Below are 26,185 nucleotides of genomic sequence, written 5' to 3'. Positions count from 1 at the left end.
CGTCCCGGTCGCCCGCACTGCGACGAACGGCGGAGCACGATGACCGACCCCACCGCACCGGCTCCGGCCGCGCCGGGCAACTGGAACCTGCCGAACGCGATCACGGTCGTCCGGATCCTGCTGGCGCCCGTCTTCTTCTGGCTCCTGCTGGCCGACGGGGGGCAGGACGGCGGGATCCGGATCGCGGCGGCGCTGCTGTTCATCGTCGCCATCGCCACGGACGGGATCGACGGGCACATCGCCCGCAGCCGGGGCCTCGTGACCGATCTCGGCAAGCTCCTCGACCCGATCGCCGACAAGGTACTCACCGGGGCGGCGCTGGTCGGGCTCTCGATCCTCGCGGAACTGCCGTGGTGGGTGACGATCGTCATCCTGGTGCGCGAGATCGGCATCACGGTGTTCCGGATGGCCGTGCTCTCGGACCGGGTGATCCCGGCGTCGCGGGGCGGCAAGCTCAAGACGATCGTGCAGTCGATCGCGATCTCCCTCGCTCTGCTGCCGCTCTGGGCCGTCCTCGGCGAGTGGGTCCACTGGCTCAACGGCATCACGATGACCGCGGCCGTGGTCCTCACCGTCGCCACCGGGATCGACTACCTCGCCGACGCCGCCCGCCAGAGCCGGGCCGCCCGGTCGACGCGGTGACGGCTGCGCATCTGATCGCCGAGCTCCGGCGGCGGGGCGTCGACCTCGCCGTCGCGGAGTCCCTCACCGGCGGTGCGCTCAGCTCGGCCCTGGTGGAGGTGCCCGGCGCCTCCGCCGTGTACCGCGGGGGAGTGGTGAGCTACGCCACCGACCTCAAGGACCGGCTCCTCGGGGTCGATGCGCGGGTCCTCGACGAGCGGGGGCCCGTCGATCCCGGAGTCGCCGTGCAGATGGCGCGCGGAGCGTCCTCGCGGCTCGCAGCCGACGGGCGGCCGACGCTCGGCCTGGCGACCACGGGAGTCGCCGGTCCGGATCCGCAGGGTGATGCCGCTGTCGGCACCGTCTTCGTGGCGGCCGTCCTCGGCGAGGACGAGCTCGTCCGCGAGCACCGGTTCGACGGCGACCGCGCCGCGATCCGCGCCGCCTCGGTCGACGCGGCCCTCGCCCTCGGCGCGGAGCTGCTCGCCCGCGGGGCATGAGGCGGATACCCAGCCGGAGCCTTCCGGGAATCGGAATGCGCCGCATTGCGGCCCGGTTACATCTGGTGTCGCTCACACGCAAAGTCCAGTCATCCGGTATTAGAGTCGACTCCATACGAACCGGGTAGTGAACAGCTATCCGGTTCTCTCGTCCCAGCCCCCCGATCACCCGCTCCGGAGTACTCCGGCGCCCGTGCTCGCGGTGCAGGTGCACGACATGCGGTTGACGTGGAGAAGGAGGGTCCAGTGGTTCTAGTTCGTCAGGAGATCGGCGATGTCCTCAGGGACTTTCGCCTGCAGAAAGGTCGTACGCTCCGTCAGGTGGCGAGCAAGGCGAGCGTTGCGCTCGGCTACCTGAGCGAGGTCGAACGCGGTCAGAAGGAGGCCTCCTCGGAGATCCTCGCCTCTGTCGCCGACGCCCTCGACACCCCCATCTCGGTGATCATGCGCGAGGTCGGCGATCGTCTCGCCGTCATCGAGGGCATCGACACCATCCCCGACACCATCCCGGCCGACATGGTCGCCGGCTTCGACGCGGACCTCGTCACGCAGTAGTCGGCTCCCGTCCTCCTCCACTCACCGCACCCCGTTCCACGCGAAGGGCGCCCAGGCTCCGGCCGGGCGCCCTTCGGCGTTCCCGGGGGAGTGCCGCTCCCGGGCAGCGGCTACCGTGGACGCATGCGCTTGAGCGAGTTCCGGCAGCTGGTCGACGACGAGTTCGGCGGCGCCTACGCCCGTGTCCTGGTCTCCGACCTCGTGCTGACCGAGCTCGGTGGCCGTACCGCCGAGCGCGCCCTCGCGGACGGAGCGGAGCCGCGCGAGGTCTGGCTCGCACTCTGCCGCGCCAACGACGTCCCCGAGGCGCGGTGGCACGGCGTGGATCCGCGGAGACGCCACCGCTGACGTGCCCGCCGCCGAAGCCGTGTTCGACACGCCGACGGCTCGTGCTCGAATCCGTGTTCGAACGGGTCTAGGCTCCTCCACAGAAGCAGGAACGGCCCCGTCTCCACGGAGTCGCTCTCGCTCGGCCCCGATGTCGGTGGTCGGGCGTACCGTCGGAGACACCTGAACGGACCTGCTTCACCGCCTTGTCGCAGCCGGCCGGCACTGTCACTCCGACAGCCACCGGCATGTCGCGACAGCCTGTAGGCGACACCACCACGAACACGAGAGCGAGACGGCCATGCCCAGTTCCTCCGACCGCGAGAAGTCCCTCGAGACCGCACTCGCCCAGATCGACCGCCAGTTCGGCAAGGGCGCCGTCATGCGCCTCGGCAGCGACGACCGCGCCCCCGTCGAGGTGATCCAGACCGGTTCGATCGCGCTCGACGTCGCGCTCGGGATCGGCGGGCTTCCCCGCGGCCGCATCGTCGAGATCTACGGCCCCGAGTCCTCCGGAAAGACGACTCTCACGCTCCACGCGATCGCGAACGCCCAGCGGAACGGCGGCATCGCCGCCTTCATCGACGCGGAGCACGCGCTCGACCCCGAGTACGCCAAGAAGCTCGGCGTCGACATCGACTCCCTCCTCGTGTCGCAGCCCGACACCGGAGAGCAGGCGCTCGAGATCGCCGACATGCTCGTGCGATCGGGCTCGATCGACCTCATCGTGATCGACTCCGTCGCGGCCCTCGTGCCGCGAGCCGAGATCGAGGGCGAGATGGGCGACTCCCACGTCGGCCTGCAGGCCCGCCTCATGTCCCAGGCGCTGCGCAAGCTGACCGGCGGACTGAACACCACCAACACCACGATGATCTTCATCAACCAGCTGCGCGAGAAGATCGGCGTCTTCTTCGGAAGCCCCGAGACCACCGCGGGCGGCAAGGCGCTCAAGTTCTACGCGTCGGTCCGCCTCGACATCCGCCGCATCGAGACGCTGAAGGACGGCACCGACGCGGTCGGCAACCGCACCCGCGTCAAGGTCGTGAAGAACAAGATGGCCCCGCCCTTCAAGCAGGCCGAGTTCGACATCCTCTACGGAGTCGGGATCTCCCGCGAGGGCAGCCTGATCGACTTCGGCGTCGAGCACGAGATCGTCCGCAAGTCGGGCGCCTGGTACACCTACGACGGCGACCAGCTCGGCCAGGGCAAGGAGAAGGCGCGCCAGTTCCTCATCGACAACCCCGATGTGGCCGCCGAGATCGAGAAGCGCATCCTGGTCAAGCTCGGCGTGATCGTCGACCCGAACGCGGCCGTCGAGGCCGCTCCGGTCGCGATCGAGACCAAGCAGCCCGTGCGCAAGGGCGCCTAGCCCGTGGCGGAGAAGGCCGCGGAGGGGGCGAAGGGCCGCCCCGTGGCCTTCCTGCCCTGGGTCGACCGGGGTGAGGCGGGCGACGAGGGCTGGGCTCCGGCTGCTCCGGACTCAGATGGTCCCGAGTCCGCGGGGCGACCGCCCGAGGCCTCGTCGCAGGTCGCCGAGGCCCCGAGGCCTGCCGGCCGGAAGGCCGCGGTCGCCGGGTCGGAATCCACTGCTCCTGACGAACGTGCGTCGCACTCCTCCGAGCGGATCGCCGAGCTGTCGGCCCACGTCGCCCGACGTGCACCAGCGTTCGTCGAGGACGCGGACGACACGGAGGACGGCGAGCCGATCGAGGTCCCCGAGGAGATCGACCCTGAGCAGGTCGCGGATCGGATCGTGCGCGGACTCTCGCGCAAGAGCCTGTCCGTCGCCGAGGTCGAGGCGCGCCTCTACACGGAGGGCGTGGCCGAGAAGGACGCGCTCGAGATCCTCGAGCGCTTCACGCGCTTCGGCTACCTCGACGACCTCCGCATGGCGGAGCAGCTGGTCGTCTCGCTGCGCGACCGCAAGAAGCTCGGCCGCTCCTCGATCCAGCAGGAGCTGCGCGCGCGGAAGATCGACCCCGAGGCGATCGCGTCCGCGCTCGACGAGCTGGACGGCGACGACGAGTACCGCACGGCTCTCGAGCTCGCGCGCAAGCGGCTGCCGAGCCTGCGCTCGCTGTCCGACGAGGTCGCCGAGCGCCGCCTCACGGGGTTCCTCGCGCGGCGCGGCTACGCCGGCGGGCTCGTGCAGCGCGTCGTCCGCGAGACGATCCGCAAGCCGGGGTCCAGCGTCCGCTTCCGCTGACGCGGCGGGCCGGGAGCGGTCCGACCGGAGCGTAGAATGCCACACCATGAGCACGCTCGGTACCGCCCCGTCGCCCGTCGTCGAGACCCGGCCGAGGACCTACGAGGTCCGCACGTTCGGGTGCCAGATGAACGTGCACGACTCGGAGCGGTTGAGCGGCTCGCTCGAGGCGGCGGGCTACGTGTCCGCCGACGGAGCCGAGGCCGACGTCGTCGTGATCAACACCTGCGCGGTGCGCGAGAACGCCGACAACAAGCTCTACGGCAACCTCGGCCACCTCGCGTCGGTGAAGCGCCGTCACGAGGGGATGCAGATCGCGGTCGGCGGCTGCCTCGCGCAGAAGGACAAGAACGTCATCCTCGACCGCGCCCCGTGGGTCGACGTCGTCTTCGGCACGCACAACATGGGCGCACTCCCGAGCCTGCTCGAGCGGGCCCGCCACAACGACGAGGCGCAGCTCGAGATCCTCGAGTCGCTCGACGTCTTCCCCTCCACGCTCCCCACCAAGAGGGACTCGACCTACAGCGGCTGGGTCTCGATCTCGGTCGGCTGCAACAACACCTGCACCTTCTGCATCGTGCCCTCGCTGCGGGGCAAGGAGAAGGACCGGCGTCCCGGCGACGTGCTCGCCGAGATCCAGGCACTCGTCGACGACGGCGCCATCGAGGTCACGCTGCTCGGTCAGAACGTGAACTCCTACGGCGTCGAGTTCGGCGACCGTCAGGCGTTCTCGAAGCTGCTCCGCGCCGCGGGCACCATCGGAGGACTCGAGCGGATCCGCTTCACGAGCCCCCATCCCGCCGCGTTCACCGACGACGTGATCGACGCCATGGCCGAGACCCCGGCGGTGATGCCGCAGCTGCACATGCCGCTCCAGTCCGGCTCCGACCGCATCCTCAAAGCGATGCGCCGCTCGTACCGCTCCGAGAGGTTCCTCGGCATCCTCGACCGGGTGCGCGACCGCATCCCGCACGCGGCCATCAGCACCGACATCATCGTGGGCTTCCCCGGCGAGACCGAGGCCGACTTCCAGGAGACCCTGCGGGTGGTCGAGGCGGCCCGCTTCGCCTCCGCCTTCACCTTCCAGTACTCCATCCGGCCCGGCACGCCGGCCGCGACGCTGGCCGACCAGATCCCCAAGGCGATCGTCCAGGAGCGCTACGAGCGGCTCGTCGCCCTGCAGGACGCGATCAGCGAGCAGGAGAACCGCACGGTCGTCGGCCGCGAGGTCGAGGTCCTGGTCGCGACCGGCGAGGGGCGCCGCGACTCGGAGACCCACCGCCTGAGCGGACGCGCCGAGGACAGCCGCCTGGTGCACTTCGACGTGCCCGAGGGCTCCGAGCAGCCGCGTCCCGGAGACGTGGTCTCGGTCCGGGTCACCCGCGCCGCGCCCTTCTACCTCCTGGCGGACTCCTCCGACGGCGCGCCGCTCCGCATCCGCCGCACCCGCGCGGGCGACGCCTGGGACCGGGCGCAGACCGAGTCCTGCGGGGTTCCGGCCGCCCCGGGTGCGAGCGGTGCGCCCCGGGTCTCCCTGGGGCTGCCGTCTCTGCGCGTGCGCGACGCCGGCACGCTGACGACGCCGATCTACGACGCCCTCGATGGCGAGCGCTGAGGCCGGAGCCCCCGATCCTGCGCCGGAGCTGATCGCGGTCGTCGGCGCGACCGGCACGGGCAAGTCCGACCTCTCGCTCGATCTCGCCGGGGCGATCCGGCAGGACGGCGGCGCCGCCGAGATCGTGAACGCCGACGCGATGCAGCTCTACCGCGGGATGGACATCGGCACCGCGAAGCTCCCCGTCGATGAGCGGCGGGGCGTCCCGCACCATCTGCTCGACGTCCTCGACGTGACGGAGGAGGCGTCGGTCGCCCGATACCAGAGCGAGGCGCGGCGGGTGATCGAGAGCGTGCTGGCGCGCGGAGCGACGCCGATCCTGGTCGGGGGCTCCGGCCTGTACGTCTCCAGCGTCGTCTTCGAGTTCTCCTTCGCGGGAACGGACCCGGAGGTTCGGCGCCGCCTCGAGGAGACCGCCGAGCGCGAGGGCCTGGGCGTCCTCGTCGAGCGGCTGCGCCGGATCGACGCCGGAGTGGCCGCGCGCATCGGTCCGCACAACGCCCGGCGCATCGTCCGCGCGCTCGAGATCGCGGAGCTGACCGGCGGGAGTACGCACAGCGCGCTGATGTCCGACGAGCCGGTTCCGTGGCGTCCCGCCTCGATCCTGTTCCTCGAGGCTCCGCGGGAGGAGCTGGTGCAGCGCCTCGACCGACGGGTGGAGAGGATGTGGGCGGCCGGCATGCTCGACGAGGTCGAGCGGCTCGTCCCTCTCGGCCTGGAGCGCGGCGTCACCGCCGGCCGCGCCATCGGGTACGCCCAGGCGCTCGCCCAGCGTGCCGGCGTCCTCCGTGAGGAGGAGGCGATCGCGGCCACGCAGGCCCTCACGCGCCGCTACGCCCGCCGGCAGAACAGCTGGTTCCGGCGCTACGCCGGCGCCCACCGGCTCCCGTACGACGCGCCGGACCTGGCGTCGCGGGCGCACGCCGTCGCCCAGGCCGCCGCACCCGCTCCTCGCTAGGCTGTGCGCCATGACGATCGAGCTGCACTTCACCAAGGGCCAGGGCACCGGCAACGACTTCGTGCTCTTCAGCGACCCGGACGGTGAGGTCGACCTCTCGCCCGCGCAGATCGCGATGATCTGCGACCGCCACTTCGGCGTCGGCGCCGACGGCGTGATCCGAGCCGTCCGCTCCCGGGCGATCCCGGAGGGGTCGGCGGCCCTGGCCGAGGAGAGCGAGGCGGAATGGTTCATGGACTACCGCAACGCCGACGGCTCCCTCGCCGAGATGTGCGGCAACGGCATCCGCGTCTACGCCGCGTTCCTGCTCGCGGGCGGCCTGGCGACGCTCGAGCCCGGCGACACCCTGCCGATCGGCACCCGCGCCGGCGTCCGCGACGTGACCCGCAGCGGAGCCGGATTCCAGGTCGACCTCGGCCGCTGGGAGCTGGCGGGCGGCGAGCCCCTGGTGCGGGCGAAGGAGCTGAAGGTCGCGCGCCCCGGCATCGGGATCGACCTCGGCAATCCGCACGTGGTCGTCGCCCTCAGCAACGACGAGGAGCTCGACTCCGCCGACCTCTCCTACATCCCGCAGCTCGACCCGGAGCCCGAGGACGGCGCGAACGTCGAGTTCGTCGTCCCCGGCGAGCCTCTGGTCCACGACGGCATCGGGCGGATCCGGATGCGGGTGCACGAGCGCGGCAGCGGCGAGACCCTGAGCTGCGGCACGGGTGCCGCGGCGGCGGCGCTTGCCGTGCGCTACTGGGCGGGAGCCCGCGCTCCCCAGGCCTGGCGCGTCGAGGTCCCCGGCGGCACGCTCGGCGTGACGATGTTCGCGGCGGAGGAGGGCGAGCACGTCGGGCTCTCCGGTCCGGCCGACCTCGTCTTCACGGGGACGATCCGGATCGACTGAGGGCCGGGTCAGCCCAGACGGGTCGTCCGCAGCACGCGGAAGCCCTTCGCCGAGGAGACGCGCTGCACGTCGAGCCGTCCGGCGAACGCGGTGGCGAGCCAGGACTGCAGCGAGTCGGAGCCGAGGTTGCGCTGCACGACGAGCCAGGCGTCCGCGCCCTCCTCGAGGCGTGGCAGCCAGCGCTCGAGCAGGAGGTGCAGCTCCTCCTTTCCGATGCGGATCGGCGGGTTCGACCACACGGTGCGGAAGCGCACGTCGTCGGGAACATCCTCGGGCAGCACGGCGTTGACATTGAGGACGCCGAGTTCCTCGCAGTTGCGACGGACCAGCTCGAGCGCCCGCTGGTTGACGTCGACCGCCCACACCCGGGCGTCGGGGGAGGCGAGGGCGAGCGCGAGGGCGACCGGACCCCAGCCGCAGCCGAGGTCCAGCAGGTCCCCGTCAGCGGGGGCGTCGGGCACTGCGTCCAGCAGGACGCGCGTGCCGAGATCGACGTGACCGGGGCTGAACACCCCTCCTGCCGTCGTGACCTCGAGGTCGCGGCCGGCCAGGCGGACCGGGATCCTGCGGGGCCGGAGGTCGCCGTCGGGAGTACTCGAGAAGTAGTGCTCGGCGGCCATGAGAAGTGAACCTATCAACACCTGAGGAGTTAGTGTTATCCGGATGACGGAAGACCTGAACGAGACCGACACGACCGAGGCCGTGGACGTCGTCTCGAGGGTCCTGGCGAACGCGCAGTCGCGCTCGGCAGGGTACTCGCGCTTCGTCGCGGGTGGAGCCCAGGCGCTGCAGAGCGCCGGCCACGAGGGCGAGAACAGCGACGGCGAGCAGTTCGACCGCGACGACCGGCAGGCGCTGCGACGCGTCGCCGGCCTCTCGACCGAGCTCGAGGATGTCACGGAGGTCGAGTACCGCCAGTTGCGCCTGGAGAACGTCGTGCTCATCGGCGTGTACTCGCAGAACTCGCTGGAGGACGCGGAGAACTCGCTGCACGAGCTCGCCGCGCTCGCAGAGACGGCGGGAGCGACGGTCCTCGACGGCCTGCTCCAGCGCCGCCCGCATCCCGACCCGAGCACCTATCTCGGCAAGGGCAAGGCCCAGGAGCTCGCGGGGCTCGTCGCGGCCCTCGGCGCCGACACGGTCGTCGCCGACACCGAGCTCGCTCCGAGCCAGCGCCGCGCGCTGGAGGACGTGGTGAAGGTCAAGGTGATCGACCGCACCGCGGTGATCCTCGACATCTTCAGCCAGCACGCGAAGAGCCGCGAGGGCAAGGCGCAGGTCGAGCTCGCGCAGCTCGAGTACCTGCTCCCGCGACTGCGCGGCTGGGGCGAGTCGATGTCCCGCCAGGCCGGAGGCCAGGTGGGCGCGGGGGCCGGAATGGGCTCGCGCGGTCCGGGTGAGACGAAGATCGAGCTCGACCGCCGCCGCATCCACACCCGCATGGCACGCCTGCGGAAGCAGATCACGGCGATGAAGCCCGCTCGCGAGGCCAAGCGCGCGAACCGCAAGCGCAACTCCGTTCCCTCGGTGGCGATCGCGGGCTACACGAACGCCGGCAAGTCGAGCCTGCTGAACCGGATGACCCACGCGGGCGTCCTCGTCGAGAACTCGCTCTTCGCGACCCTCGACGCCACTGTCCGCAAGGCCCAGACGAAGGACGGGCGCCTCTACACGCTCGCCGACACCGTCGGCTTCGTGCGAGCGCTTCCGCACCAGCTCGTCGAGGCCTTCCGGTCGACGCTCGAGGAGGTGGCGGACTCCGACGTGATCGTCCACGTCGTGGACGCCTCCCACCCCGATCCCGCCGGGCAGATCGCCACCGTGCGCGACGTGATCGGCGAGGTGGGCGCCCGGAGCATCCCCGAGATCATCGCCTTCAACAAGGCCGATCTCGTGGACGAGGGCACGCGGCTGGTGCTGCGCGGTCTCGCTCCGGACGCGGTCTTCGTGTCGGCGCGCAGCGGCGAGGGCATCGACGAGCTGGAGGCGCGGATCGCCGAGATCCTGCCCGAGCCCGACGTCGAGATCGACCTGCTCGTGCCGTACGACCGCGGCGACGTGATCTCTCACCTGCACCGCAGCGGCCGGATCCTGTCGACCCAGTACGTCGAGGGCGGCACCCACGTGGTCGCCCTCGTGCACGCCGATCTGGCGGGCTCGCTCACCGAGTTCGCAGTTCCACGGGCGGCCGTCCAGGCCTGATCGCCACCACCCGAGCGCCCGTCTCCCCGTCAGGGAGGCGGGCGCTCCGTGCGTCCGAGGGGAGGTGCGGCGTCCCGCGCCATCGACCCGCGGCGGCGGTCCGAGGACACGCAGACGGAACGGCGGCGGACCTCCACAGCCTTCCCGCGACCGCGACGGCGGGCACGCGGCCCGATCAGCCGGTGCCAGCCGAACGCAGGAGGGGCCCGACCGGTATGCAGCCGGTCGGGCCCCTCCTGGCTGCGCGGGGTCAGACCGAGCGGAGGACCGCCACGATCTTCCCGAGCACCTCGGCCTCGTCGCCGAGGATCGGCTCGAAGTTGGAGTTGCGGGGGAGCAGCCAGGTGTGGCCGTCGCGCTGGCGCAGCACCTTGACGGTGGCCTCGCCGTCGAGCATGGCCGCCACGATCTCGCCGTTCTCGGCGGTGCGCTGCGAGCGGACCACGACCCAGTCCCCGTCGCAGATCGCGGCGTCGATCATCGACTCGCCGACGACCTTGAGCATGAAGAGCTCGCCCTTGCCGACGAGCTGGCGGGGAAGCGGGAACACCTCGTCGATCTGCTGGTCGGCCATGATCGGCACGCCCGCCGCGATCCGGCCGACGAGGGGGACCATCGCCGCGTCGCCGACCGTCGCGGTCGACTCGAACGACCCGTCGTCCTCCGTCGAGCTGGGGACGTCGATGAGGATCTCGAGGGCGCGGGGCCGGTTGGGGTCGCGGCGCAGGTAGCCGCTGAGCTCGAGCTGGTTGAGCTGGTGGGTGACGCTCGACAGCGAGGCGAGGCCGACCGCGTCGCCGATCTCGCGCATGCTCGGCGGGTAGCCGCGGCTCGACACCGAGCGCTGGATCGCGTCGAGGATCGCGAGCTGCTTGGCGCTCAGGCTCTTCCGGCGCCGTCCGGCGGCCGCCTTCGTCTTGGCGGCCGGCGTCCCGGCCGTCTGCGCGTCGCTCACGATGCTCCCTCTTCCCGGTGCGCACGCCGCGTGCGCGCCCGCCCGGTCGCGACCCGACAAGGAATGTCGGTGGTCGCTGCTGTACTACGACCAGGCTCTCGAAACTGTATCCGCCGGAACTCCCGACTCGGAACATTCGTTCGAGTGTGTCGCGCGCGAGTCCGCGCGCGGATCGGCCGGGTGGGTCTCTTGACCGTCCCGTCGTTCGAAGATATGTTCGGTACAGGCGTTCGGGGTGGCCCTCCCGGCCGAGGGCCTCCCCGAATCCCTGTCGAAAGGAGCGATCCCATGACCGCACAGCTCACCTCCCGCCCGCTGCAGCACTCGTCCGCGGCTCGGCCCGTCGAGGCCCTGCCGTCCGCTCCTGAGCCGATGAACGCGTCCTCCGGACCGCGGGTCGTCCGCACCCGCCTGCGCCTCACCCGTCGCGGCCGCGTCGTGGTCGCCGCACTGGGTGCCCTGCCGATCGTGGCGGGCGCCTTCGCCTTCGGGCTCAACGGCGGCGGCGCGGTCGCGTCGAGCGATGCCGCGGCTGTCGAGTTCCAGTACGTCACCGTCCACGCGGGCGAGTCGCTCTGGTCGCTCGCCGAGGAGCTCGCCCCGCAGGCGGACCCGCGCGACGTGGTCGATGACATCCTCTCCCTCAACCAGCTCTCGAGCGCGGGCGTCGAGCCCGGGCAGCGCCTCGCCGTCCCGGCCGAGTACGACACCGCTCGCTGAGCCGGGCGGCCCGGTCGGGCGCTTCGCTACCATTCCCTGGTGACGACTCTCGACGATCTGCCCCTCCGCGACGACCTCCGGGGCAAGCACCCGTACGGCGCGCCCCAGGCGATCGTGCCTGTGGCCCTCAACGTCAACGAGAACACCCATCCCGTTCCGGACGACGTGATCGCCGACATCGTCGAGCGGGTCTCCGAGGCGCTGCGGACCGTCAACCGGTACCCCGACCGCGAGTTCCGGGAGCTGCGTGACTCCCTCGCGGGCTACCTCGGTCACGGGCTCACCGCGGACGGAGTGTGGGCTGCGAACGGATCGAACGAGGTGCTCCAGCACGTCCTGCAGGCGTTCGGCGGTCCCGGGCGCTCGCTTCTGGGCTTCGCGCCCACCTACTCGATGTACTCGATCCTCGCGTCGGGGAGCGGAACGGAGTGGATCCCCGCTCCGCGCGAGGCGGAGTTCGAGGTCGGAGCCGAGTACGCCGCCGAGCAGGTGCGCCGGGCCCGGCCCGACATCGTCTTCCTCTGCGCTCCGAACAACCCGACCGGGACGCCGCTCGACCTCGCCGTGATCGAGGCGGTCTACGACGCGACCGACGGCGTCGTCGTGGTCGACGAGGCGTACGCCGAGTTCGCCGGCAGGGGCGCACCGACCGCGCTGAGCCTCCTCCCCGGCCGACCGCGCCTGCTCGTGTCCCGCACCATGAGCAAGGCCTTCGCCTTCGCCGGCGTCCGTCTGGGCTACCTCGCCGCCGACCCCGCGGTGATCGACGCGCTCCGCCTCGTCCGCCTCCCGTACCACCTGTCGGCCCTCACCCAGGCCGCCGCGACCGCCGCTCTCGCTCACGCCGACGAGATGCTCGCGATGGTCGGCGAGATCATCGTGCAGCGCGACCGGATGATCGACGGCCTGCGCGCCCTCGGCTACCGTCCGTACGCGACCGGCAGCAACTTCGTCCTCTTCGGCGGCGTCGCGGATCCGGCCGCCGTGTTCGAGGGCCTGCTCGCCCGCGGCGTCCTCATCCGCGACGTCGGCATCCCGAACCACCTCCGCGTCAGCGCCGGCACGGAGGAGGAGACGACCGCGTTCCTCGAGGCGCTCGCCTCCCTCCCCGCCCCGTCAGCCGACCCCGCGGTGGCGCTCTCGCGCGAGTGAGCTCCGCCCGGGGGCGGTGACGCGGCGCGAATAGACTGGGAGGCATGACCTCCCCGAGCGCCGCACCCGGGCGCACCGCCTCCCTCAGCCGTGCCACCAGCGAGTCGAGCATCGAGCTCTCCCTCGACCTCGACGGCACGGGCGTCGCCGACCTCGAGACCGGCGTGCCCTTCTTCGACCACCTGCTGACGGCGTTCGCGAAGCACTCGCTCACGGACCTGCGCGTCCGTGCCCGCGGCGACATCGAGATCGACATCCACCACACGGCGGAGGACATCGGCATCGTGCTCGGCACGGCCATCCGGCAGGCGCTCGGCGACAAGGCCGGGATCTCCCGCTTCGGCGACGCTCTCGTGCCCCTCGACGAGGCGCTCGTGCAGGCGGTCGTCGACATCTCGGGGCGCCCCTACCTCGTGCACACCGGCGAGCCGGAGGGCTTCGCGCTGCACCTGATCGGCGGCCACTTCACCGGATCGATGGTGCGCCACGTCTTCGAGGCGATCGCCTTCAACGCCGGCCTCACCGTGCACATCACGGTGCTCGGCGGCAGGGACCCGCACCACATCGCCGAGGCGGAGTTCAAGGCGTTCGCGCGCGCCTTCCGCCAGGCGAAGGCCCTCGACCCGCTGGTCTCCGGCGTGCCGTCGACGAAGGGCGCGCTGTGAGCTCGGCACGTCCCTCCGTCGTGGTCTACGACTACGGCTCGGGGAACGTGCACTCCGCCGTCAAGGCGCTCGAGCTCGCCGGTGCCGACGTCGAGCTGACGGGGGACCGGCAGCGGGCTCTGGAGGCGGACGGCCTCCTCGTCCCCGGCGTCGGCGCGTTCGACGCCGTGATGTCGGCGCTGACCCGCGCCCGCGGCGGCGAGATCATCGAGAAGCGCCTCGCCGGCGGGCGCCCCGTCCTGGGCATCTGCGTCGGGATGCAGGTGCTCTTCGAACGCGGCGTCGAGCGGGGGGTCGAGAGCGAGGGCCTCGGGGAGTGGCCCGGGACGGTCGACCTCCTCCCGGCCGACGTCGTCCCGCACATGGGCTGGAACACCGTCTCCGCCCCCGAGGGCTCGGTGCTGTTCGACGGCATCGCCGAGGAGCGCTTCTACTTCGTGCACTCCTACGGCGCCCGCGAGTGGTCGCTCGACGTGATGCCGCCGTTCCCGCGTCCCGCCGTCACCTGGGCCGACCACGGCGGCCCCTTCATCGCCGCGGTCGAGAACGGGCCGCTCTCGGCCACCCAGTTCCACCCCGAGAAGTCGGGCGCCGCCGGGCTCCGGCTCCTCGCCAATTGGCTGGGCACCCTCCGCACGAACTAGGATCGGCCGGTGGTCGGCGCCTCCAGGGGCCGGCACCGGCTCCGAGACTGAGGATGACGATGAGCGAGTTCACCAAGGCCCCGGGCCTGGTCCTCCTGCCCGCGATCGACGTGGCGGGCGGCAAGGCCGTGCGGCTCACGCAGGGCGAGGCCGGGACCGAGACCAACTACGGCGACCCCATCGACGCCGCGGGCGACTGGGCCGACCAGGGCGCGGAGTGGATCCATCTCGTCGACCTCGACGCCGCCTTCGGCCGCGGCGACAACCACGGCATCATGAAGAAGGTCATCCGCCAGGTGAAGGGCGTCAACGTCGAGCTCTCCGGCGGGATCCGCGACGACCGGAGCCTCGAGTCGGCGCTGAGCGCCGGCGCGAAGCGCATCAATCTCGGAACCGCGGCGCTCGAGAACCCCGAGTGGGCCGCGAGCGTCATCGCGCAGTACGGCGACCAGATCGCCGTCGGGCTCGACGTCCGGGGCACCACGCTCGCCGCGCGCGGCTGGACCAAGGAGGGCGGTGACCTCTGGCAGGTCCTCGACCGCCTGGAGGAGGCCGGCTGCACCCGCTACGTCGTCACCGACGTCACCAAGGACGGCACGCTCAAGGGCCCGAACCTCGAGCTCCTCGAGCAGGTCATGGCCCGCACCCACCGGCCCGTGATCGCCTCGGGCGGCATCTCGAACCTCGACGACATCGCCGCTCTGCGCGACCTCGTGCCGCAGGGCCTCGAGGGCGCGATCGTCGGCAAGGCGCTGTACGCGGGCGCGTTCACGCTCGCGGAGGCCCTGGATGTCGCATCCGAGTGAGCCCCGCCCGCTCCCGGCGCATCTGACCGACTCGGCCGGCACCCCCTGGGCGGGTCGGCACTTCGAGCCGAGCGCCGCGCCCGAGGACGACGGGAGCGCTCCGGAGGCGCTGGTCGCCGCGCTCGAGTCCTTCGCCCGTGCTGCGCGCGGCCCGGAGGCCGTGGTCGACGCGCTCCGCACGTCCCGCCTGCTCATCCCCCTGGTCGCCCGCCTCGGCGAGGAGGCCGAGGGCGTCGGGGGACTCCGGGCGGACAAGACGCAGGAGCTCGCGATCGTGACGGTCGCCGGACCCGACGGCCGCACGGTGCTCCCCGTCTTCAGCGGCGTCGAGAGCATGCGCCGGTGGGACCCCGCGGCCCGTCCCGTCCCGGTCGACGGGCGCCGCGCGGCCCTGGCGGCCGTCGCGGAGGGCACCGAGGTGATGGTCCTCGACCCCGCGTCCGAGCGGGAGTTCGCGGTCCGGCGCCCGGCCCTCTGGGCGATCGCGGAGGGCGGCGACTGGCGGCCCGCTCACGCCGATGCGGAGGTGCTCCGGGCTCTGCGCGCAGCTGCGGAGGGGGAGCGGGCGGTCGCCTCGCTCGAGGTGCGCGCAGGGGACCCGGAGCAGCGCCTCGCGGGACCCGAGCTCGTGGTGGTGCTGAGCCTGCGCCCGGGGCTCGATCAGGACGCGCTCGGAGCCCTGGTCGCGCGACTGGGGGCACGGTGGGCGGCCGACGAGACCGTCGCGCAGCGTGTCGACTCGATGACGCTGCAGCTCGCCGCCGCCCGCTGACTCCCGGTCAGGTGACCGGGCCGGTCCACTTCTCGCCCGGGCCCTTGCCGATCGGGTCGGCGATGGGGGAGGCCTCGCGGAACGCGAGCTGGAGGGTGCGGAGGCCGTCGCGCAGGCTCCGGGCGTGCATGTCGCTGATGTCGGGCGCGCCGGCCGTGACCAGGCCCGCGAGCGCGTTGATGAGCTTGCGGGCCTCGTCGAGGTCGACCTGCGCTCCGGGCTCGTCGGCGAGCCCGCACTTGACGGCGGCCGCGCTCATCAGGTGCACGGCCGCGGTGGTGATGATCTCCACCGCCGGGACCTCCGCGATGTCGCGGGCCGCCTCCACGTCGGAGGCTCCGCCGTCCTCGCCGAATCGTCGCGTGTAGTCGTCGTCGTACTGGGCCATGGGTCCTTCGTTCGTCGTCCGTGGTGGAGGGGCGCGGCCGCCGGAGCGAGGGGCGGCCGGATCCGCTCTGTCGGGCGGGCCGCCGGTCTGCTATGGTTGTCCGGGCTCCGAGGCATGTCCTCGGTTCGAAAGTGGAGATTCTCCCACCCGCGCTTGACCGCTTCACAAGGTTACCGGGTCAGAAGCACTCCGCCCCCGAGGGTCGTCAGACCACCGGAGGCAGGGCTGCGGCTCTCGAGGTCCGCCTCGGGAACCGCGTCACAGGGTGCGAGCGCCGTGCTGCAGGCACGACGTGGACGGGACGATCACCTCTCTCGGGTGCGCTGGAGAAGACTCCGGCAGCGCAGCTGCACTCACCGAGATCAGAGGAGAAACGCAATCAGCGATCCCCGTACCAACGACCGTATCCGCGTCCCCGAGGTCCGCCTCGTGGGTCCCGCAGGAGAACAGGTCGGCGTCGTCAAGATCGAGGTCGCCCTGCGACTCGCGCAGGACGCAGACCTGGACCTGGTCGAGGTCGCCCCCAACTCCAAGCCGCCCGTGGCCAAGATCATGGACTACGGGAAGTTCAAGTACGAGCAGGCTCAGAAGCTCAAGGAAGCCCGTCGCAACCAGGCGAACACGATCCTCAAGGAGGTCCGTTTCCGCCTGAAGATCGACAAGCACGACTACGAGACCAAGCGCAAGCGCGCCGAGGGCTTCCTGAAGGCCGGCGACAAGGTCAAGGCGATGATCCTCTTCCGCGGTCGCGAGCAGTCGCGCCCCGAGATGGGCGTCCGTCTGCTCCAGCGCTTCGCGGAGGACGTCGCCGAGTTCGGCCAGGTCGAGTCCACCCCGACCATCGACGGTCGCAACATGGTGATGGTCATCGGCCCGCTGAAGAACAAGTCCGAGGCGAAGGCCGAGGCCAATGCGGTCCGCGCCGCTCGTCGCGAGGCCAACACCCCCGAGGACACGGCCGAGGCCGAGTCCGTCTAGTACTTCGCCGCCCCGGCCTCGGGGCCGGTGGACGCCCCGCTCGCGGGGCACCGGTTTCGCCCCGCCGAGTGCGGAGTGACGTTCACAAGGAGAGAACATGCCCAAGATGAAGACCCACTCGGGTGCCAAGAAGCGCTTCAAGGTGACCGGCTCCGGCAAGCTCATGAAGCAGCAGGCCGGTATGCGTCACAACCTGGAGTCCAAGTCCAGCGTGCGCACGCGCCGCCTCAACCAGGACCAGGTCCTCGCCCCGCAGGACGCCAAGGTCGCCAAGAAGCTTCTCGGTCTGTAGCCCACCGCCGGCGCAGCCCGCTGCGCCGCGTGGTCGCTACTCAGCCGACACGGATCGATAGGAAGAAACAGCAATGGCAAGAGTGAAGAGGGCCGTCAACGCCCACAAGAAGCGTCGGGTCATCCTCGAGCGCGCCTCGGGCTACCGCGGCCAGCGGTCGCGCCTCTACCGCAAGGCGAAGGAGCAGGTCACCCACTCCCTCGTCTACTCGTACCGCGACCGCCGCGCCAAGAAGGGCGAGTTCCGTCGTCTCTGGATCCAGCGCATCAACGCCGCGTCCCGCGCGAACGGCCTGACCTACAACCGCTTCATCCAGGGCCTCGCCCTGGCCGGCGTCCAGGTCGACCGCCGCATCCTCGCGGACCTCGCGATCACCGAGCCGGCCACGTTCGCCTCGCTCGTCGCGACCGCGAAGAGCGCGCTGCCCGCCGACACCTCGGCGCCCAAGGCCGCAGCGTAGTCAGCACGGCTTCCCGGAGGGGGTCGCGACCGAGAGGTCGCGGCCCCCTCCGTCGTTCGCGGGGCCGTCCCGCGCCGTGTCTGCGGGGGCGGCGATCACCGCGCCGATAGGCTCGCCGCATGCTCGACAACCCCCGCTCTCCCCGTGTCCGCTCCGTGGCGAAGCTCACCCGCCGCCCGGCCCGGCTCGAGACGGGGCTCTTCCTCCTCGAGGGCCCGCAGGCCCTGTCCGAGGCGCTGCAGTACCGCCCGGAGCTGATCGTCGAGTCGTTCGCGACTCCGACCGCTCTGGAGCGGCACCCCGAGATCGTCGCCGCCGCCGCCGAGGCGGAGGTCGAGATCGAGTACGTGACCGAGGACGTCCTCGACGCGATGGCCGACACCGTCACCCCGCAGGGCTTCGTCGCGGTCTGCCGCCAGTTCCCCACCTCGCTCAAGGACGTCGTCGCCTCCGAGCCGCGCCTCGTGGCAGTGCTCGAGGAGGTCCGCGATCCGGGCAACCTCGGCACGATCATCCGTGCCGCCGACGCCGCCGGTGCCGACGCGGTCGTGCTCTCCGGCCGCTCGGTCGACCTCTACAACCCCAAGGTCGTGCGCTCCACGACCGGCTCGCTCTTCCACCTCCCGGTCGCGGTCGGCGCCGACCTCGCGGACGTGCTGGGCCGGCTCCGCGGGGTGGGCCTGCGCTCCGTCGCGGCCGACGTGAAGGGGGAGGATCTGCTCGAGGTCCGCGCACGCGGGGACCTCGCCCAGCCGACCGTCTGGGTCTTCGGGAACGAGGCGCGCGGCCTCGAGGACGAGTCGCTCGCCCTCGTCGACGGCGTGGTCGCGGTGCCCATCTACGGGGCGGCGGAGTCGCTCAACCTCGCGACCGCGGCGTCCGTCTGCCTCTACGAGAGCGCGTTCGCGCTGCGTTCCTGAGAGGAATCGGCGCGGGGGAGCCGCCAAGCTGGAGAACAGGGCGCGTTGTTACCCTTCGGTTAAGAATTCCCTCATGATTTGACCGGCCCATCCCCGTGTGATTCTCTGACGGCATGGTCACAGCCCCGCAAGACGAGCGCGCCGCCGCTCCCGCCGGTGAACCCCTCGTCGTCCTCTCCGGAGTGCAGAAGCACTACGGCGACTTCCAGGCACTGAAGGACATCGATCTGACGGTGCACCGGGGCGAGGTCGTCGTGGTTCTCGGCCCTTCCGGATCCGGCAAGTCGACGCTCTGCCGCACCGTCAACCGCCTCGAGACGATCTCGGGCGGCACCATCACCATCGACGGGCAGAAGCTCCCGGAGGAGGGCAAGGGCCTCGCCGCGCTCCGCGCCGACGTCGGGATGGTCTTCCAGTCGTTCAACCTCTTCGCGCACAAGACGATCCTCGAGAACGTCACCCTCGGCCCGATCAAGGTCCGCGGGCTCTCCCGCAAGGACGCGGAGGCCCAGGCCACGGCGCTGCTCGACCGGGTCGGCGTCGGCCACCAGGCCGCCAAGACCCCGGCCCAGCTCTCGGGCGGGCAGCAGCAGCGCGTCGCGATCGCGCGGGCGCTGGCGATGAAGCCCAAGGTGATGCTCTTCGACGAGCCCACCTCGGCGCTGGACCCCGAGATGATCAACGAGGTCCTCGACGTGATGGTCGGGCTCGCCAAGGAGGGGATGACGATGATCGTCGTCACCCATGAGATGGGCTTCGCGCGGAAGGCCGCCGATCGCGTCGTGTTCATGGCCGACGGCGAGATCCTCGAGGACACCGACCCGGAGTCGTTCTTCACCGCGCCCCGCACCGACCGGGCCAAGGACTTCCTCTCCAAGCTCATCACGCACTAGAAGCGCGATCAGCAGCCACCAGGCAGGTCGGACCCGTGATCCGGGATCCGACCCGACATCGCCCGCTCCGGCGGGCCGAACCCCAGGAAGGACGATCATGCGCATCAGGCTCATGTTCATGACCGCGGGACTCGCAGCAGCGACCCTCGCCCTCGCCGGCTGCTCCGGCGACTCCGGAACCGCCGGCGGCGGCGCCGGAGGAGGCTCCGAGGGAGGGACCTCCGCGTACGAGGTCGCCTCCGACGTCACCCTCGAGGGCAGCCCGACCTTCGACGCGATGACCGCGGACGGCAAGGTCGTCATCGGCGTCAAGGAGGACCAGCCCGGGCTGGGCTACCTCGACGCGGCGACCGGCGAGCGCTCCGGATTCGACATCGAGATCGCGAAGTGGACCGCCGCCTCACTCGGCTTCGCGGCAGACGCCATCGAGTTCAAGGCGATCCCCTCGGCCAACCGCGAGGCGTCGATCGTGAACGGCGACATCGACTACTACGTCGGCACCTACTCGATCACGGACAAGCGCAAGGAGCAGGTCGGCTTCGCCGGACCCTACTTCGAGACCGGCCAGCAGCTGCTCGTCGCCGCCGACAACGACACGATCACCGGACCGGACGACCTCACCGCCGACACCACCGTCTGCTCGGCCACCGGCTCCACCCCGATCCAGAACATCCGCACCAACTACCCCGAGGTGAAGACCGAGGAGTTCGACACGTACTCGCAGTGCGTGGACGCCCTCTCCGACGGCACCGTCGACGCCGTCACCACTGATGGCGCGATCCTGATCGGCTACGCCGCGCAGAAGCCCGACGAGCTCAAGGTCGTCGGCGAGCCCTTCAGCACCGAGCTGTACGGCATCGGCCTGCCCAAGGACGACGACGCCCTGCGCCACTTCGTCAACGGCATGCTGACCGACGGCGGCGAGACCTGGAGCGCCATCTACGACGAGACGCTCGGCCAGTCCGGCACGACCGTCACCCAGCCGGCGGTGAACGACTACTAGGAGGCGCCCCGGGCGGCCTCAGCGCCGCCCGGGGGCCACCCCCTCCTCGCCCACCCCCACCGCTCCGACAGAAGGGCCAGCCGCATGGATGTCCTGTTGAACAACCTCGACGTCTACGTCCCGGCCTTCGGCAACACCCTGATCCTCTTCAGCGTCTCGCTCGTGTTCGCCCTGCTGATCGGAACGGTCGTCGGCGCGATGCGCGTCTCGCCCGTCCCGATCGCCCGCGCGGTCGGCACGGTGTACGTGAACACCATCCGGAACACCCCGCTCACGCTGGTGATGTTCTTCTTCGCCTTCGGCTACCCCAAGCTCGATCTGCCGCAGGTGGAATACACGAACCTCGCGATCTGCGCCCTCAGCCTCTACACCGCGACCTACGTCGCGGAGGTGCTGCGCTCGGGCATCAACACCGTGCCGATCGGCCAGGCCGAGGCGGCCCGCGCGATCGGCCTGGACTTCGGCCTGACCATGACGCAGGTCGTCCTGCCCCAGGCCTTCCGCTCCGTGATCCCGCCGCTCATGAGCGTCCTGATCGCGCTGCTCAAGAACACCACCGTCGCCGCCGGCTTCTCGGTCGCCGAGGCGGGCACCATCGTCCGCGTGCTCAACGAGCGCGGCGAGAACAGCCTCATCGTCGTCCTCTGGGTGGCCCTGGTCTTCGTGGTCCTGGTCACCCTGCTCTCGCTCGTCCAACGTCAGCTCGAGAAGAAGTGGAGGGTCGCCCGATGAGCTCCGTCCTCTTCGACAACCCCGGCCCCCGGGCCATCGTGCGCAACCGCGTCATCGGCGTCGTCGTCGTCCTGCTGATCGCGGTGTTCCTCGGCTTCGTGGTCTGGCGCTTCGCGGAGTCGGGCCAGTTCGACGCCTCCAAGTGGCGCGCGTTCGGCTACCCGCTGGTCTGGCAGAGCATCGGCGCCGCCCTCGGCCGCACGCTCGCGGCCTTCGCCACGGCGGGCGTCGCCAGCCTCGTCCTCGGCCTCCTCCTGGCCATCGGCCGGCTCTCGGACCGCCGCTGGATCACCGTCCCCGTCACGCTCTTCATCGAGCTGTTCCGGGCGATCCCCGTCCTGATCCTGATGATGCTGATGTACTACGGCCTGCCGTTCGCGGGCCTCAAGCTCAGCCCCTACCTCGCCGTGGTCATCGCCCTGACCCTCTACAACGGCTCCGTCTTCTCCGAGATCTTCCGCGCCGGCATCGAGGCCCTCCCGCGAGGACAGAAGGAGGCGGGCTACGCGATCGGCCTGCGCAAGTCCGGCGTCATGCGGCTCATCCTGTTCCCCCAGGCGATCCGCTCGATGCTGCCCGTGATCATCGCCCAGCTCGTCGTCGCCCTCAAGGACACGGCGCTCGGCTCGATCATCACCTACAACGAGCTGCTGTACTACGCGCGCTACCTGGGCAACCAGTCGAGCCTGGACAGCCCGATCATCCCGGCCGCGATCGTCATCGGGGCGATCTACATCGGCATCTGCCTCCTCCTCTCGGGGCTGGCGAAGTGGATCGAGATCCGCACGAAGAGCGGCGGGCGCGGAGGCCGCACCATCGGCGGCCACCCCGCGGCCCGCGCGCAGACGGACACGCAGCTGATCGCTGTGCAGGATTGAACGGTGAGGATCGCCCGAGCGCGATCCTCACCGCGGTCGGCTTCCCGACGGGGTCGGGTTCCGCAGAGCGTCCTGCGTCCGGCTACGGAGAATCGCTGACACGCGGTTCTCCTGTTCGCCTCGGGGTTCCTGCGATCGCTCAGCGCATGTGGCGGAGGTGCTCCGCTTTGGTCTCGTCGAGGCGGAGGCGTGGAGCGATGACGGCACTCGCGATCGATCCGTTCCTGGGGCGCGGCGGTCGCCCCTCCTCATGCTGGTGGAGCAGCCGCCGACGGCGGCGCATCGAGACCCCCGCCCCTGCTGATCGAGCAGCGCCGGGCGGCGGGGCTTCGAGAGCCGTCGGCGCAGACGGGAGCCCGGCCGTGGGCGAGCGCGACGAGCACGCGCGCGGCCGGCGGGAGGGGGCGGAGGCCCTCGCCTACACTGGGGGATCGTGTCAGACAGCAACCCGATCACCGATGAGGCCGTCTCCGCGGCGGTCGCCGACGCCCTCGCCGCCATCGGCGCGGCGGGCGACTCCGCCGCTCTGAAGTCCGCCCGAGCCGCCCACCTCGGCGAGGGGTCCGCCCTCGCCCGCCTCAACGCGCAGATGCGCTCCGTCCCGCCCGAGCACAAGGCGGCGTCCGGCAAGCTCGTCGGCGGTGCCCGCAAGCAGGTGGGCGACGCCTACGCCGCCCGCGAGGCCGAGCTCGTCGAGGCCGAGGACGCGGCCGCGCTCGAGGCCGAGCGCGTGGACGTCACCGCTGGCGCCAGCTTCGTGCGCCGCGGCGCCCGTCACCCTCTCTCGCTGCTCCAGGAGTCGATCGCCGACGTGTTCGTCGGGATGGGGTGGGAGATCGCGGAGGGGCCGGAGCTCGAGAACGAGTGGTTCAACTTCGACGCCCTGAACTTCGACGAGGACCACCCGGCCCGCGCCATGCAGGACACCTTCTTCGTCGATCCCGTCGACTCGCATCTGGTGCTGCGCACGCACACCTCGCCGGTGCAGATCCGCTCGATGCTCGAGCGCCCGCTGCCGCTCTACGTGATCGCTCCGGGCCGGGTGTACCGCACCGACGAGCTCGACGCGACGCACACGCCCGTGTTCACGCAGTTCGAGGGCCTCGCCGTCGACCGCGGCCTGACCATGGCGCACCTGCGGGGCACCCTCGAGCACGTCGCGCGGATCCTGTTCGGCGACGACGCGCGCATCCGCCTGCGCCCGAACTACTTCCCCTTCACCGAGCCCAGCGCCGAACTGGACGTCTGGCACCCGACCTTCGTCGGCGGTGCCCGCTGGATCGAGTGGGGCGGCTGCGGCATGGTCAATCCGAACGTGCTGCGCGCGGCCGGCATCGACCCGGAGGAGTACTCCGGGTTCGCCTTCGGCATGGGGATCGAGCGGACCCTGATGTTCCGCAACGACGTGAAGGACATGCGCGACATGGTCGAGGGCGACGTCCGCTTCAGCGAGCAGTACGGGATGGTGATCTGATGCGCATCCCGCTGAGCTGGCTGGGGGAGTACGTCGACCTCGAGCAGGACGTCACGACGGAGTCCGTGCACGCGGCCCTGGTGTCGGTCGGCCTGGAAGAGGAGGACGTCCACCGCTTCGAGGTGACCGGTCCCGTCGTCGTCGGCGAGGTGCTCGACCTCGCTCCGGAGCCGCAGAAGAACGGCAAGACCATCAACTGGTGCCACGTCCGCGTGGCCCCGGAGGGCGGGCGGGCCGCCGACGGCGGAGAGGACGTCCGCGGCATCGTCTGCGGAGCCCACAACTTCGCGGCCGGCGACAAGGTCGTCGTGTCCCTGCCGGGCGCGGTCCTGCCCGGGCCGTTCCCGATCTCCGCGCGGAAGACCTACGGGCACGTGTCCGACGGGATGATCGCCTCGAGCCGCGAGCTCGGCCTCGGGGACGACCACGACGGCATCCTCCGGCTCGCCTCGCTCGGGCTCGACCCGGAGCCGGGCACGGACGCCGTCGCGCTCCTCGGTCTCGACGACGCCGCGGTCGAGGTCAACGTGACGCCCGACCGCGGCTACGCGTTCTCGATCCGCGGCATCGCCCGCGAGTACGCCCACGCCACCGGAGCCGCCTTCCGCGACCCCGCTCAGGCGCTCCCTCCGCACGAGCGCACGGAGACGGCGCCCGTCTTCCCCATGTCCGTGGCCGACGAGGCGCCGATCCGCGGCCGTGTCGGCGCCTCCGTGTTCGTCACGCGCGTCGTCCGGGGCGTCGACGTCTCGCGCCCGACGCCGCCGTGGATGCTCGCGCGACTGCGCCTGGCCGGTGTCCGCTCGATCTCGCTCGTCGTGGACATCACCAACTACGTGATGTTCGAGCTCGGCCAGCCGCTGCACGGCTACGACCTGGCGACCCTGCAGGGCGGCATCGTGGTGCGCCGCGCCGCACCGGGGGAGACGCTCGAGACGCTCGACGGCCAGACCCGGCGCCTCCACGCGGAGGACCTCGTCATCGCCGACGACGGCGGGGCGATCGGCCTCGCCGGAGTGATGGGGGGCGCGCGCACCGAGATCTCGGACGCCACCTCCGACGTCCTGCTCGAGGCGGCCAACTTCGACCCGGTCTCGATCGCCCGGACGGCCCGCCGGCACAAGCTGCCGAGCGAGGCGTCGCGGCGGTTCGAGCGCGGCGTCGACCCCGAGGTGGCCTCGGTCGCCGCGGCCCGCGCGGTGCAGCTGCTGGTGGAGCTCGCCGGCGGGACGGCGGACGAGCTCGGCTCGGTCCTCGCCGACCCGCGCACGGCGGAGCCGGTCGAGCTGCCGGACGGCTACGTCGCAGGCCTCATCGGCGTGGAGTACACCCCGGAGGAGATCCGGGGCGCGCTCGTCGAGATCGGAGCCTCCGTCGAGGCCGGCGGAGCGGGCCTGCTGGTGACTCCGCCGAGCTGGCGGCCCGACCTCGTCGACCGCGCCTCGCTCGCGGAGGAGGTCGCCCGCATCACCGGGTACGACCGCATCCCGGCGATCCTGCCCGTCGCACCTCCCGGCCGCGGGCTGACCCCGGGCCAGAGGATGCGCCGCACCCTGGCCCAGGCGCTCGCCGCCGCGGGTCTGACCGAGGTGCTCTCGTACCCGTTCCTCTCCCGCTCGATCAACGACCGGCTCGGCTCGGTCGACGGGACGCCGCAGGAGCAGATCACGCTCGCGAACCCGCTCGACGCGACCGCGGGCCAGCTGCGGATCTCGCTGCTGCCGGGTCTCGTGCAGGTCGCGGCCCGCAACCGCTCGCGCGGGCTGACGGATCTCGCGGTCTACGAGCTCGGCTCCGTCTTCCTCCCGGCCGCCGGCCGCCCGTTCGGCTCGGGGGCGCTCCCCGCGGGCGGGGCGCGTCCGTCCGCGGAGGTGGAGGCCGAGCTGAACGCCGGCATCCCGCCGCAGCCCCGGCACCTCGCGGCGCTGCTCACGGGTGCCGCCGTCGTGCGCCAGCCCGGTGTCGCCGGGCGCGACGTCGACTGGCGCGACGCCCTCGACGTGGTCCGCGAGGTCTCCGCGGCGACCGGCACCGAGCTGGAGCTGCGCCAGGGGGCTCACGCCGCGCTGCACCCGGGCCGCACTGCCGAGGTGGTGCTCGACGGCGCGGTCATCGGCCACGCGGGGGAGCTGCTCCCGGCGCTCGCCGAGGAGCTCGACCTCCCGCGCCGCGTCGCCGTGGTCGAGCTCGACCTCGAACCGCTGATCGCGCGGGCAGGGAGGGTCGTCGTGGCCCGCCCGGTGGGCGCGCTGCCCGCCGCGACCCAGGACCTCTCGCTCGTCGTGCCGGTCGGCACGGCGGCCGCCGACGTGCGCGCCGCCGTCGCCGAGGGGGCGGGTGAGCTGCTCGAGGCGATCCGCCTGGTCGACGACTACCGCGGTACCGGCCTCGCCGAGGGGACGAAGTCGCTGACGTTCGCGCTGCGCTTCCGCGCGCCGGACCGCACGCTCACCGCGGCCGAGGCGACGGCGGCGAAGGAGAACGGCGTGGCCGTGGCGGCGGAGCGCTTCGGCGCCCGTCTCCGCGAGTGAGCTCGGGGTCCCGACCGGTTCGGCCGGGCGGGGCCCCGCACCCGCA

The 26,185-nt window shown here is 71.7% G+C and carries 29 protein-coding genes; 26 read left to right on the top strand and 3 right to left on the bottom strand.

Annotated features, from left to right (window positions below):
• Positions 1 to 39: 39 nt before the first annotated feature.
• The 9 genes from pgsA (at position 40) to dapF (ending at position 7,674) form a co-directional block, all read left to right on the top strand.
• Complete coding sequence (gene pgsA / locus C5D08_RS05135) at positions 40 to 642, top strand: CDP-diacylglycerol--glycerol-3-phosphate 3-phosphatidyltransferase (RefSeq protein WP_104276115.1); 603 nt, start codon at positions 40 to 42, stop codon at positions 640 to 642.
• Positions 639 to 1,121 (top strand): CinA family protein, encoded by a 483-nt coding sequence (locus C5D08_RS05130; RefSeq protein ID WP_104276114.1) that lies wholly within the window; start codon positions 639 to 641, stop codon positions 1,119 to 1,121. The genes pgsA and C5D08_RS05130 overlap by 4 nt, the downstream gene beginning before the upstream one ends.
• 246 nt (positions 1,122 to 1,367) lie before the next feature.
• Complete coding sequence (locus C5D08_RS05125) at positions 1,368 to 1,676, top strand: helix-turn-helix domain-containing protein (RefSeq protein ID WP_068207524.1); 309 nt, start codon at positions 1,368 to 1,370, stop codon at positions 1,674 to 1,676.
• 123 nt (positions 1,677 to 1,799) lie between these two features.
• Complete coding sequence (locus C5D08_RS05120) at positions 1,800 to 2,024, top strand: DUF3046 domain-containing protein (RefSeq protein WP_104276113.1); 225 nt, start codon at positions 1,800 to 1,802, stop codon at positions 2,022 to 2,024.
• Positions 2,025 to 2,304: 280 nt separating this feature from the next.
• Positions 2,305 to 3,372 carry a recombinase RecA gene (gene recA / locus C5D08_RS05115; RefSeq protein WP_104224475.1) on the top strand — a complete coding sequence of 356 codons (1,068 nt, stop codon included), beginning with the start codon at positions 2,305 to 2,307 and terminating at the stop codon, positions 3,370 to 3,372.
• 3 nt (positions 3,373 to 3,375) lie between these two features.
• Positions 3,376 to 4,209, top strand: coding sequence for a regulatory protein RecX (locus C5D08_RS05110; protein WP_104276112.1), 834 nt, complete (start codon positions 3,376 to 3,378; stop codon positions 4,207 to 4,209).
• A 46-nt stretch (positions 4,210 to 4,255) separates the two neighbouring features.
• Positions 4,256 to 5,824: a tRNA (N6-isopentenyl adenosine(37)-C2)-methylthiotransferase MiaB gene (gene miaB / locus C5D08_RS05105; protein WP_104276111.1), complete on the top strand. Its 1,569-nt coding sequence runs from the start codon at positions 4,256 to 4,258 to the stop codon at positions 5,822 to 5,824.
• A complete protein-coding gene (gene miaA, locus C5D08_RS05100) occupies positions 5,811 to 6,782 on the top strand; it encodes a tRNA (adenosine(37)-N6)-dimethylallyltransferase MiaA (protein WP_104276110.1) in 972 nt (323 codons plus the stop codon). Before miaB ends, miaA begins: the two co-directional genes overlap by 14 nt.
• Positions 6,783 to 6,792: 10 nt before the next feature.
• Complete coding sequence (gene dapF, locus C5D08_RS05095; protein WP_104276109.1) at positions 6,793 to 7,674, top strand: diaminopimelate epimerase; 882 nt, start codon at positions 6,793 to 6,795, stop codon at positions 7,672 to 7,674.
• Between the two features lie 8 nt (positions 7,675 to 7,682).
• On the opposite strand, the gene C5D08_RS05090 is transcribed toward dapF, so the two are convergent.
• Positions 7,683 to 8,294 (bottom strand): class I SAM-dependent methyltransferase, encoded by a 612-nt coding sequence (locus tag C5D08_RS05090; RefSeq protein WP_104276108.1) that lies wholly within the window; start codon positions 8,292 to 8,294, stop codon positions 7,683 to 7,685.
• A gap of 43 nt (positions 8,295 to 8,337) precedes the next feature.
• Between C5D08_RS05090 and hflX the strand changes: the two genes are divergently transcribed.
• A complete protein-coding gene (gene hflX, locus C5D08_RS05085) occupies positions 8,338 to 9,876 on the top strand; it encodes a GTPase HflX (RefSeq protein ID WP_104276107.1) in 1,539 nt (512 codons plus the stop codon).
• Between the two features lie 250 nt (positions 9,877 to 10,126).
• On the opposite strand, the gene lexA is transcribed toward hflX, so the two are convergent.
• Positions 10,127 to 10,831, bottom strand: coding sequence for a transcriptional repressor LexA (gene lexA, locus C5D08_RS05080; protein ID WP_104276106.1), 705 nt, complete (start codon positions 10,829 to 10,831; stop codon positions 10,127 to 10,129).
• A gap of 288 nt (positions 10,832 to 11,119) precedes the next feature.
• Here lexA and C5D08_RS05075 point away from each other — a divergent pair, with 288 nt between their 5' ends.
• The 6 genes from C5D08_RS05075 to C5D08_RS05050 are packed head-to-tail and all read left to right on the top strand — an operon-like array spanning position 11,120 to position 15,590.
• Positions 11,120 to 11,551, top strand: a complete 432-nt coding sequence (locus tag C5D08_RS05075; protein WP_374953952.1) for a LysM peptidoglycan-binding domain-containing protein — start codon at positions 11,120 to 11,122, stop codon at positions 11,549 to 11,551.
• Positions 11,552 to 11,587: 36 nt separating this feature from the next.
• Positions 11,588 to 12,703 (top strand): histidinol-phosphate transaminase, encoded by a 1,116-nt coding sequence (locus tag C5D08_RS05070; protein WP_104276105.1) that lies wholly within the window; start codon positions 11,588 to 11,590, stop codon positions 12,701 to 12,703.
• 44 nt (positions 12,704 to 12,747) lie between these two features.
• Positions 12,748 to 13,368, top strand: a complete 621-nt coding sequence (hisB, locus tag C5D08_RS05065) for an imidazoleglycerol-phosphate dehydratase HisB (protein WP_104276104.1) — start codon at positions 12,748 to 12,750, stop codon at positions 13,366 to 13,368.
• Positions 13,365 to 14,012, top strand: a complete 648-nt coding sequence (gene hisH, locus C5D08_RS05060) for an imidazole glycerol phosphate synthase subunit HisH (protein ID WP_104276103.1) — start codon at positions 13,365 to 13,367, stop codon at positions 14,010 to 14,012. Before hisB ends, hisH begins: the two co-directional genes overlap by 4 nt.
• A gap of 59 nt (positions 14,013 to 14,071) precedes the next feature.
• Positions 14,072 to 14,818 (top strand): bifunctional 1-(5-phosphoribosyl)-5-((5-phosphoribosylamino)methylideneamino)imidazole-4-carboxamide isomerase/phosphoribosylanthranilate isomerase PriA, encoded by a 747-nt coding sequence (priA, locus tag C5D08_RS05055; RefSeq protein ID WP_104276102.1) that lies wholly within the window; start codon positions 14,072 to 14,074, stop codon positions 14,816 to 14,818.
• Positions 14,802 to 15,590, top strand: coding sequence for an SseB family protein (locus C5D08_RS05050; RefSeq protein ID WP_104276101.1), 789 nt, complete (start codon positions 14,802 to 14,804; stop codon positions 15,588 to 15,590). Before priA ends, C5D08_RS05050 begins: the two co-directional genes overlap by 17 nt.
• Before the next feature lie 7 nt (positions 15,591 to 15,597).
• Here C5D08_RS05050 and C5D08_RS05045 read toward each other — a convergent pair whose 3' ends face one another.
• Positions 15,598 to 15,978 (bottom strand): DUF1844 domain-containing protein, encoded by a 381-nt coding sequence (locus C5D08_RS05045; protein WP_104313470.1) that lies wholly within the window; start codon positions 15,976 to 15,978, stop codon positions 15,598 to 15,600.
• Between the two features lie 429 nt (positions 15,979 to 16,407).
• Between C5D08_RS05045 and infC the strand changes: the two genes are divergently transcribed.
• The 10 genes from infC to pheT all read left to right on the top strand — a co-directional run bounded on the left by infC (position 16,408) and on the right by pheT (position 26,139).
• On the top strand, positions 16,408 to 16,956 hold the full coding sequence (infC, locus tag C5D08_RS05040; protein ID WP_374952931.1) for a translation initiation factor IF-3: 549 nt from the start codon (positions 16,408 to 16,410) through the stop codon (positions 16,954 to 16,956).
• Positions 16,957 to 17,053: 97 nt separating this feature from the next.
• Positions 17,054 to 17,248, top strand: a complete 195-nt coding sequence (gene rpmI / locus C5D08_RS05035; protein WP_056042364.1) for a 50S ribosomal protein L35 — start codon at positions 17,054 to 17,056, stop codon at positions 17,246 to 17,248.
• Positions 17,249 to 17,321: 73 nt separating this feature from the next.
• On the top strand, positions 17,322 to 17,708 hold the full coding sequence (rplT, locus tag C5D08_RS05030; RefSeq protein ID WP_104224487.1) for a 50S ribosomal protein L20: 387 nt from the start codon (positions 17,322 to 17,324) through the stop codon (positions 17,706 to 17,708).
• Between the two features lie 119 nt (positions 17,709 to 17,827).
• Positions 17,828 to 18,628: an RNA methyltransferase gene (locus C5D08_RS05025; protein ID WP_104276100.1), complete on the top strand. Its 801-nt coding sequence runs from the start codon at positions 17,828 to 17,830 to the stop codon at positions 18,626 to 18,628.
• Positions 18,629 to 18,741: 113 nt separating this feature from the next.
• Positions 18,742 to 19,521 carry an amino acid ABC transporter ATP-binding protein gene (locus C5D08_RS05020; RefSeq protein WP_104276099.1) on the top strand — a complete coding sequence of 260 codons (780 nt, stop codon included), beginning with the start codon at positions 18,742 to 18,744 and terminating at the stop codon, positions 19,519 to 19,521.
• A gap of 97 nt (positions 19,522 to 19,618) precedes the next feature.
• A complete protein-coding gene (locus C5D08_RS05015; RefSeq protein WP_104276098.1) occupies positions 19,619 to 20,524 on the top strand; it encodes a glutamate ABC transporter substrate-binding protein in 906 nt (301 codons plus the stop codon).
• Between the two features lie 84 nt (positions 20,525 to 20,608).
• Entirely contained in the window at positions 20,609 to 21,256 is a 648-nt protein-coding gene (locus C5D08_RS05010) for an amino acid ABC transporter permease (protein ID WP_104276097.1), read from the top strand.
• Positions 21,253 to 22,134, top strand: coding sequence for an amino acid ABC transporter permease (locus C5D08_RS05005; protein WP_104276096.1), 882 nt, complete (start codon positions 21,253 to 21,255; stop codon positions 22,132 to 22,134). Before C5D08_RS05010 ends, C5D08_RS05005 begins: the two co-directional genes overlap by 4 nt.
• A 433-nt stretch (positions 22,135 to 22,567) precedes the next feature.
• Positions 22,568 to 23,608 (top strand): phenylalanine--tRNA ligase subunit alpha, encoded by a 1,041-nt coding sequence (pheS, locus tag C5D08_RS05000; protein ID WP_104226313.1) that lies wholly within the window; start codon positions 22,568 to 22,570, stop codon positions 23,606 to 23,608.
• The gene (gene pheT, locus C5D08_RS04995; RefSeq protein ID WP_104276095.1) at positions 23,608 to 26,139 is read left to right on the top strand and encodes a phenylalanine--tRNA ligase subunit beta; all 2,532 of its coding nucleotides are present in this window, start codon (positions 23,608 to 23,610) and stop codon (positions 26,137 to 26,139) included. The genes pheS and pheT overlap by 1 nt, the downstream gene beginning before the upstream one ends.
• Positions 26,140 to 26,185 lie beyond the last annotated feature (46 nt).

The sequence above is a fragment of the Rathayibacter sp. AY1B6 genome (genome assembly GCF_002932755.1).
Classification (GTDB): Bacteria; Actinomycetota; Actinomycetes; order Actinomycetales; family Microbacteriaceae; genus Rathayibacter.
This window is presented reverse-complemented; position numbering and strand designations above follow the sequence as displayed.

Coding starts and splice junctions, on each gene's coding strand:
- pgsA (WP_104276115.1), top strand. CDS start 40: ATGACCGACCCCACCGCACCGGCTCCGGCCGCGCCGGGCAACTGGAAC.
- C5D08_RS05120 (WP_104276113.1), top strand. CDS start 1,800: ATGCGCTTGAGCGAGTTCCGGCAGCTGGTCGACGACGAGTTCGGCGGC.
- recA (WP_104224475.1), top strand. CDS start 2,305: ATGCCCAGTTCCTCCGACCGCGAGAAGTCCCTCGAGACCGCACTCGCC.
- miaB (WP_104276111.1), top strand. CDS start 4,256: ATGAGCACGCTCGGTACCGCCCCGTCGCCCGTCGTCGAGACCCGGCCG.
- miaA (WP_104276110.1), top strand. CDS start 5,811: ATGGCGAGCGCTGAGGCCGGAGCCCCCGATCCTGCGCCGGAGCTGATC.
- dapF (WP_104276109.1), top strand. CDS start 6,793: ATGACGATCGAGCTGCACTTCACCAAGGGCCAGGGCACCGGCAACGAC.
- C5D08_RS05090 (WP_104276108.1), bottom strand. CDS start 8,294: ATGGCCGCCGAGCACTACTTCTCGAGTACTCCCGACGGCGACCTCCGG.
- hflX (WP_104276107.1), top strand. CDS start 8,338: ATGACGGAAGACCTGAACGAGACCGACACGACCGAGGCCGTGGACGTC.
- C5D08_RS05075 (WP_374953952.1), top strand. CDS start 11,120: ATGACCGCACAGCTCACCTCCCGCCCGCTGCAGCACTCGTCCGCGGCT.
- hisB (WP_104276104.1), top strand. CDS start 12,748: ATGACCTCCCCGAGCGCCGCACCCGGGCGCACCGCCTCCCTCAGCCGT.
- priA (WP_104276102.1), top strand. CDS start 14,072: ATGAGCGAGTTCACCAAGGCCCCGGGCCTGGTCCTCCTGCCCGCGATC.
- C5D08_RS05050 (WP_104276101.1), top strand. CDS start 14,802: ATGTCGCATCCGAGTGAGCCCCGCCCGCTCCCGGCGCATCTGACCGAC.
- C5D08_RS05045 (WP_104313470.1), bottom strand. CDS start 15,978: ATGGCCCAGTACGACGACGACTACACGCGACGATTCGGCGAGGACGGC.
- rpmI (WP_056042364.1), top strand. CDS start 17,054: ATGCCCAAGATGAAGACCCACTCGGGTGCCAAGAAGCGCTTCAAGGTG.
- rplT (WP_104224487.1), top strand. CDS start 17,322: ATGGCAAGAGTGAAGAGGGCCGTCAACGCCCACAAGAAGCGTCGGGTC.
- C5D08_RS05025 (WP_104276100.1), top strand. CDS start 17,828: ATGCTCGACAACCCCCGCTCTCCCCGTGTCCGCTCCGTGGCGAAGCTC.
- C5D08_RS05020 (WP_104276099.1), top strand. CDS start 18,742: ATGGTCACAGCCCCGCAAGACGAGCGCGCCGCCGCTCCCGCCGGTGAA.
- C5D08_RS05015 (WP_104276098.1), top strand. CDS start 19,619: ATGCGCATCAGGCTCATGTTCATGACCGCGGGACTCGCAGCAGCGACC.
- C5D08_RS05010 (WP_104276097.1), top strand. CDS start 20,609: ATGGATGTCCTGTTGAACAACCTCGACGTCTACGTCCCGGCCTTCGGC.
- C5D08_RS05005 (WP_104276096.1), top strand. CDS start 21,253: ATGAGCTCCGTCCTCTTCGACAACCCCGGCCCCCGGGCCATCGTGCGC.
- pheT (WP_104276095.1), top strand. CDS start 23,608: ATGCGCATCCCGCTGAGCTGGCTGGGGGAGTACGTCGACCTCGAGCAG.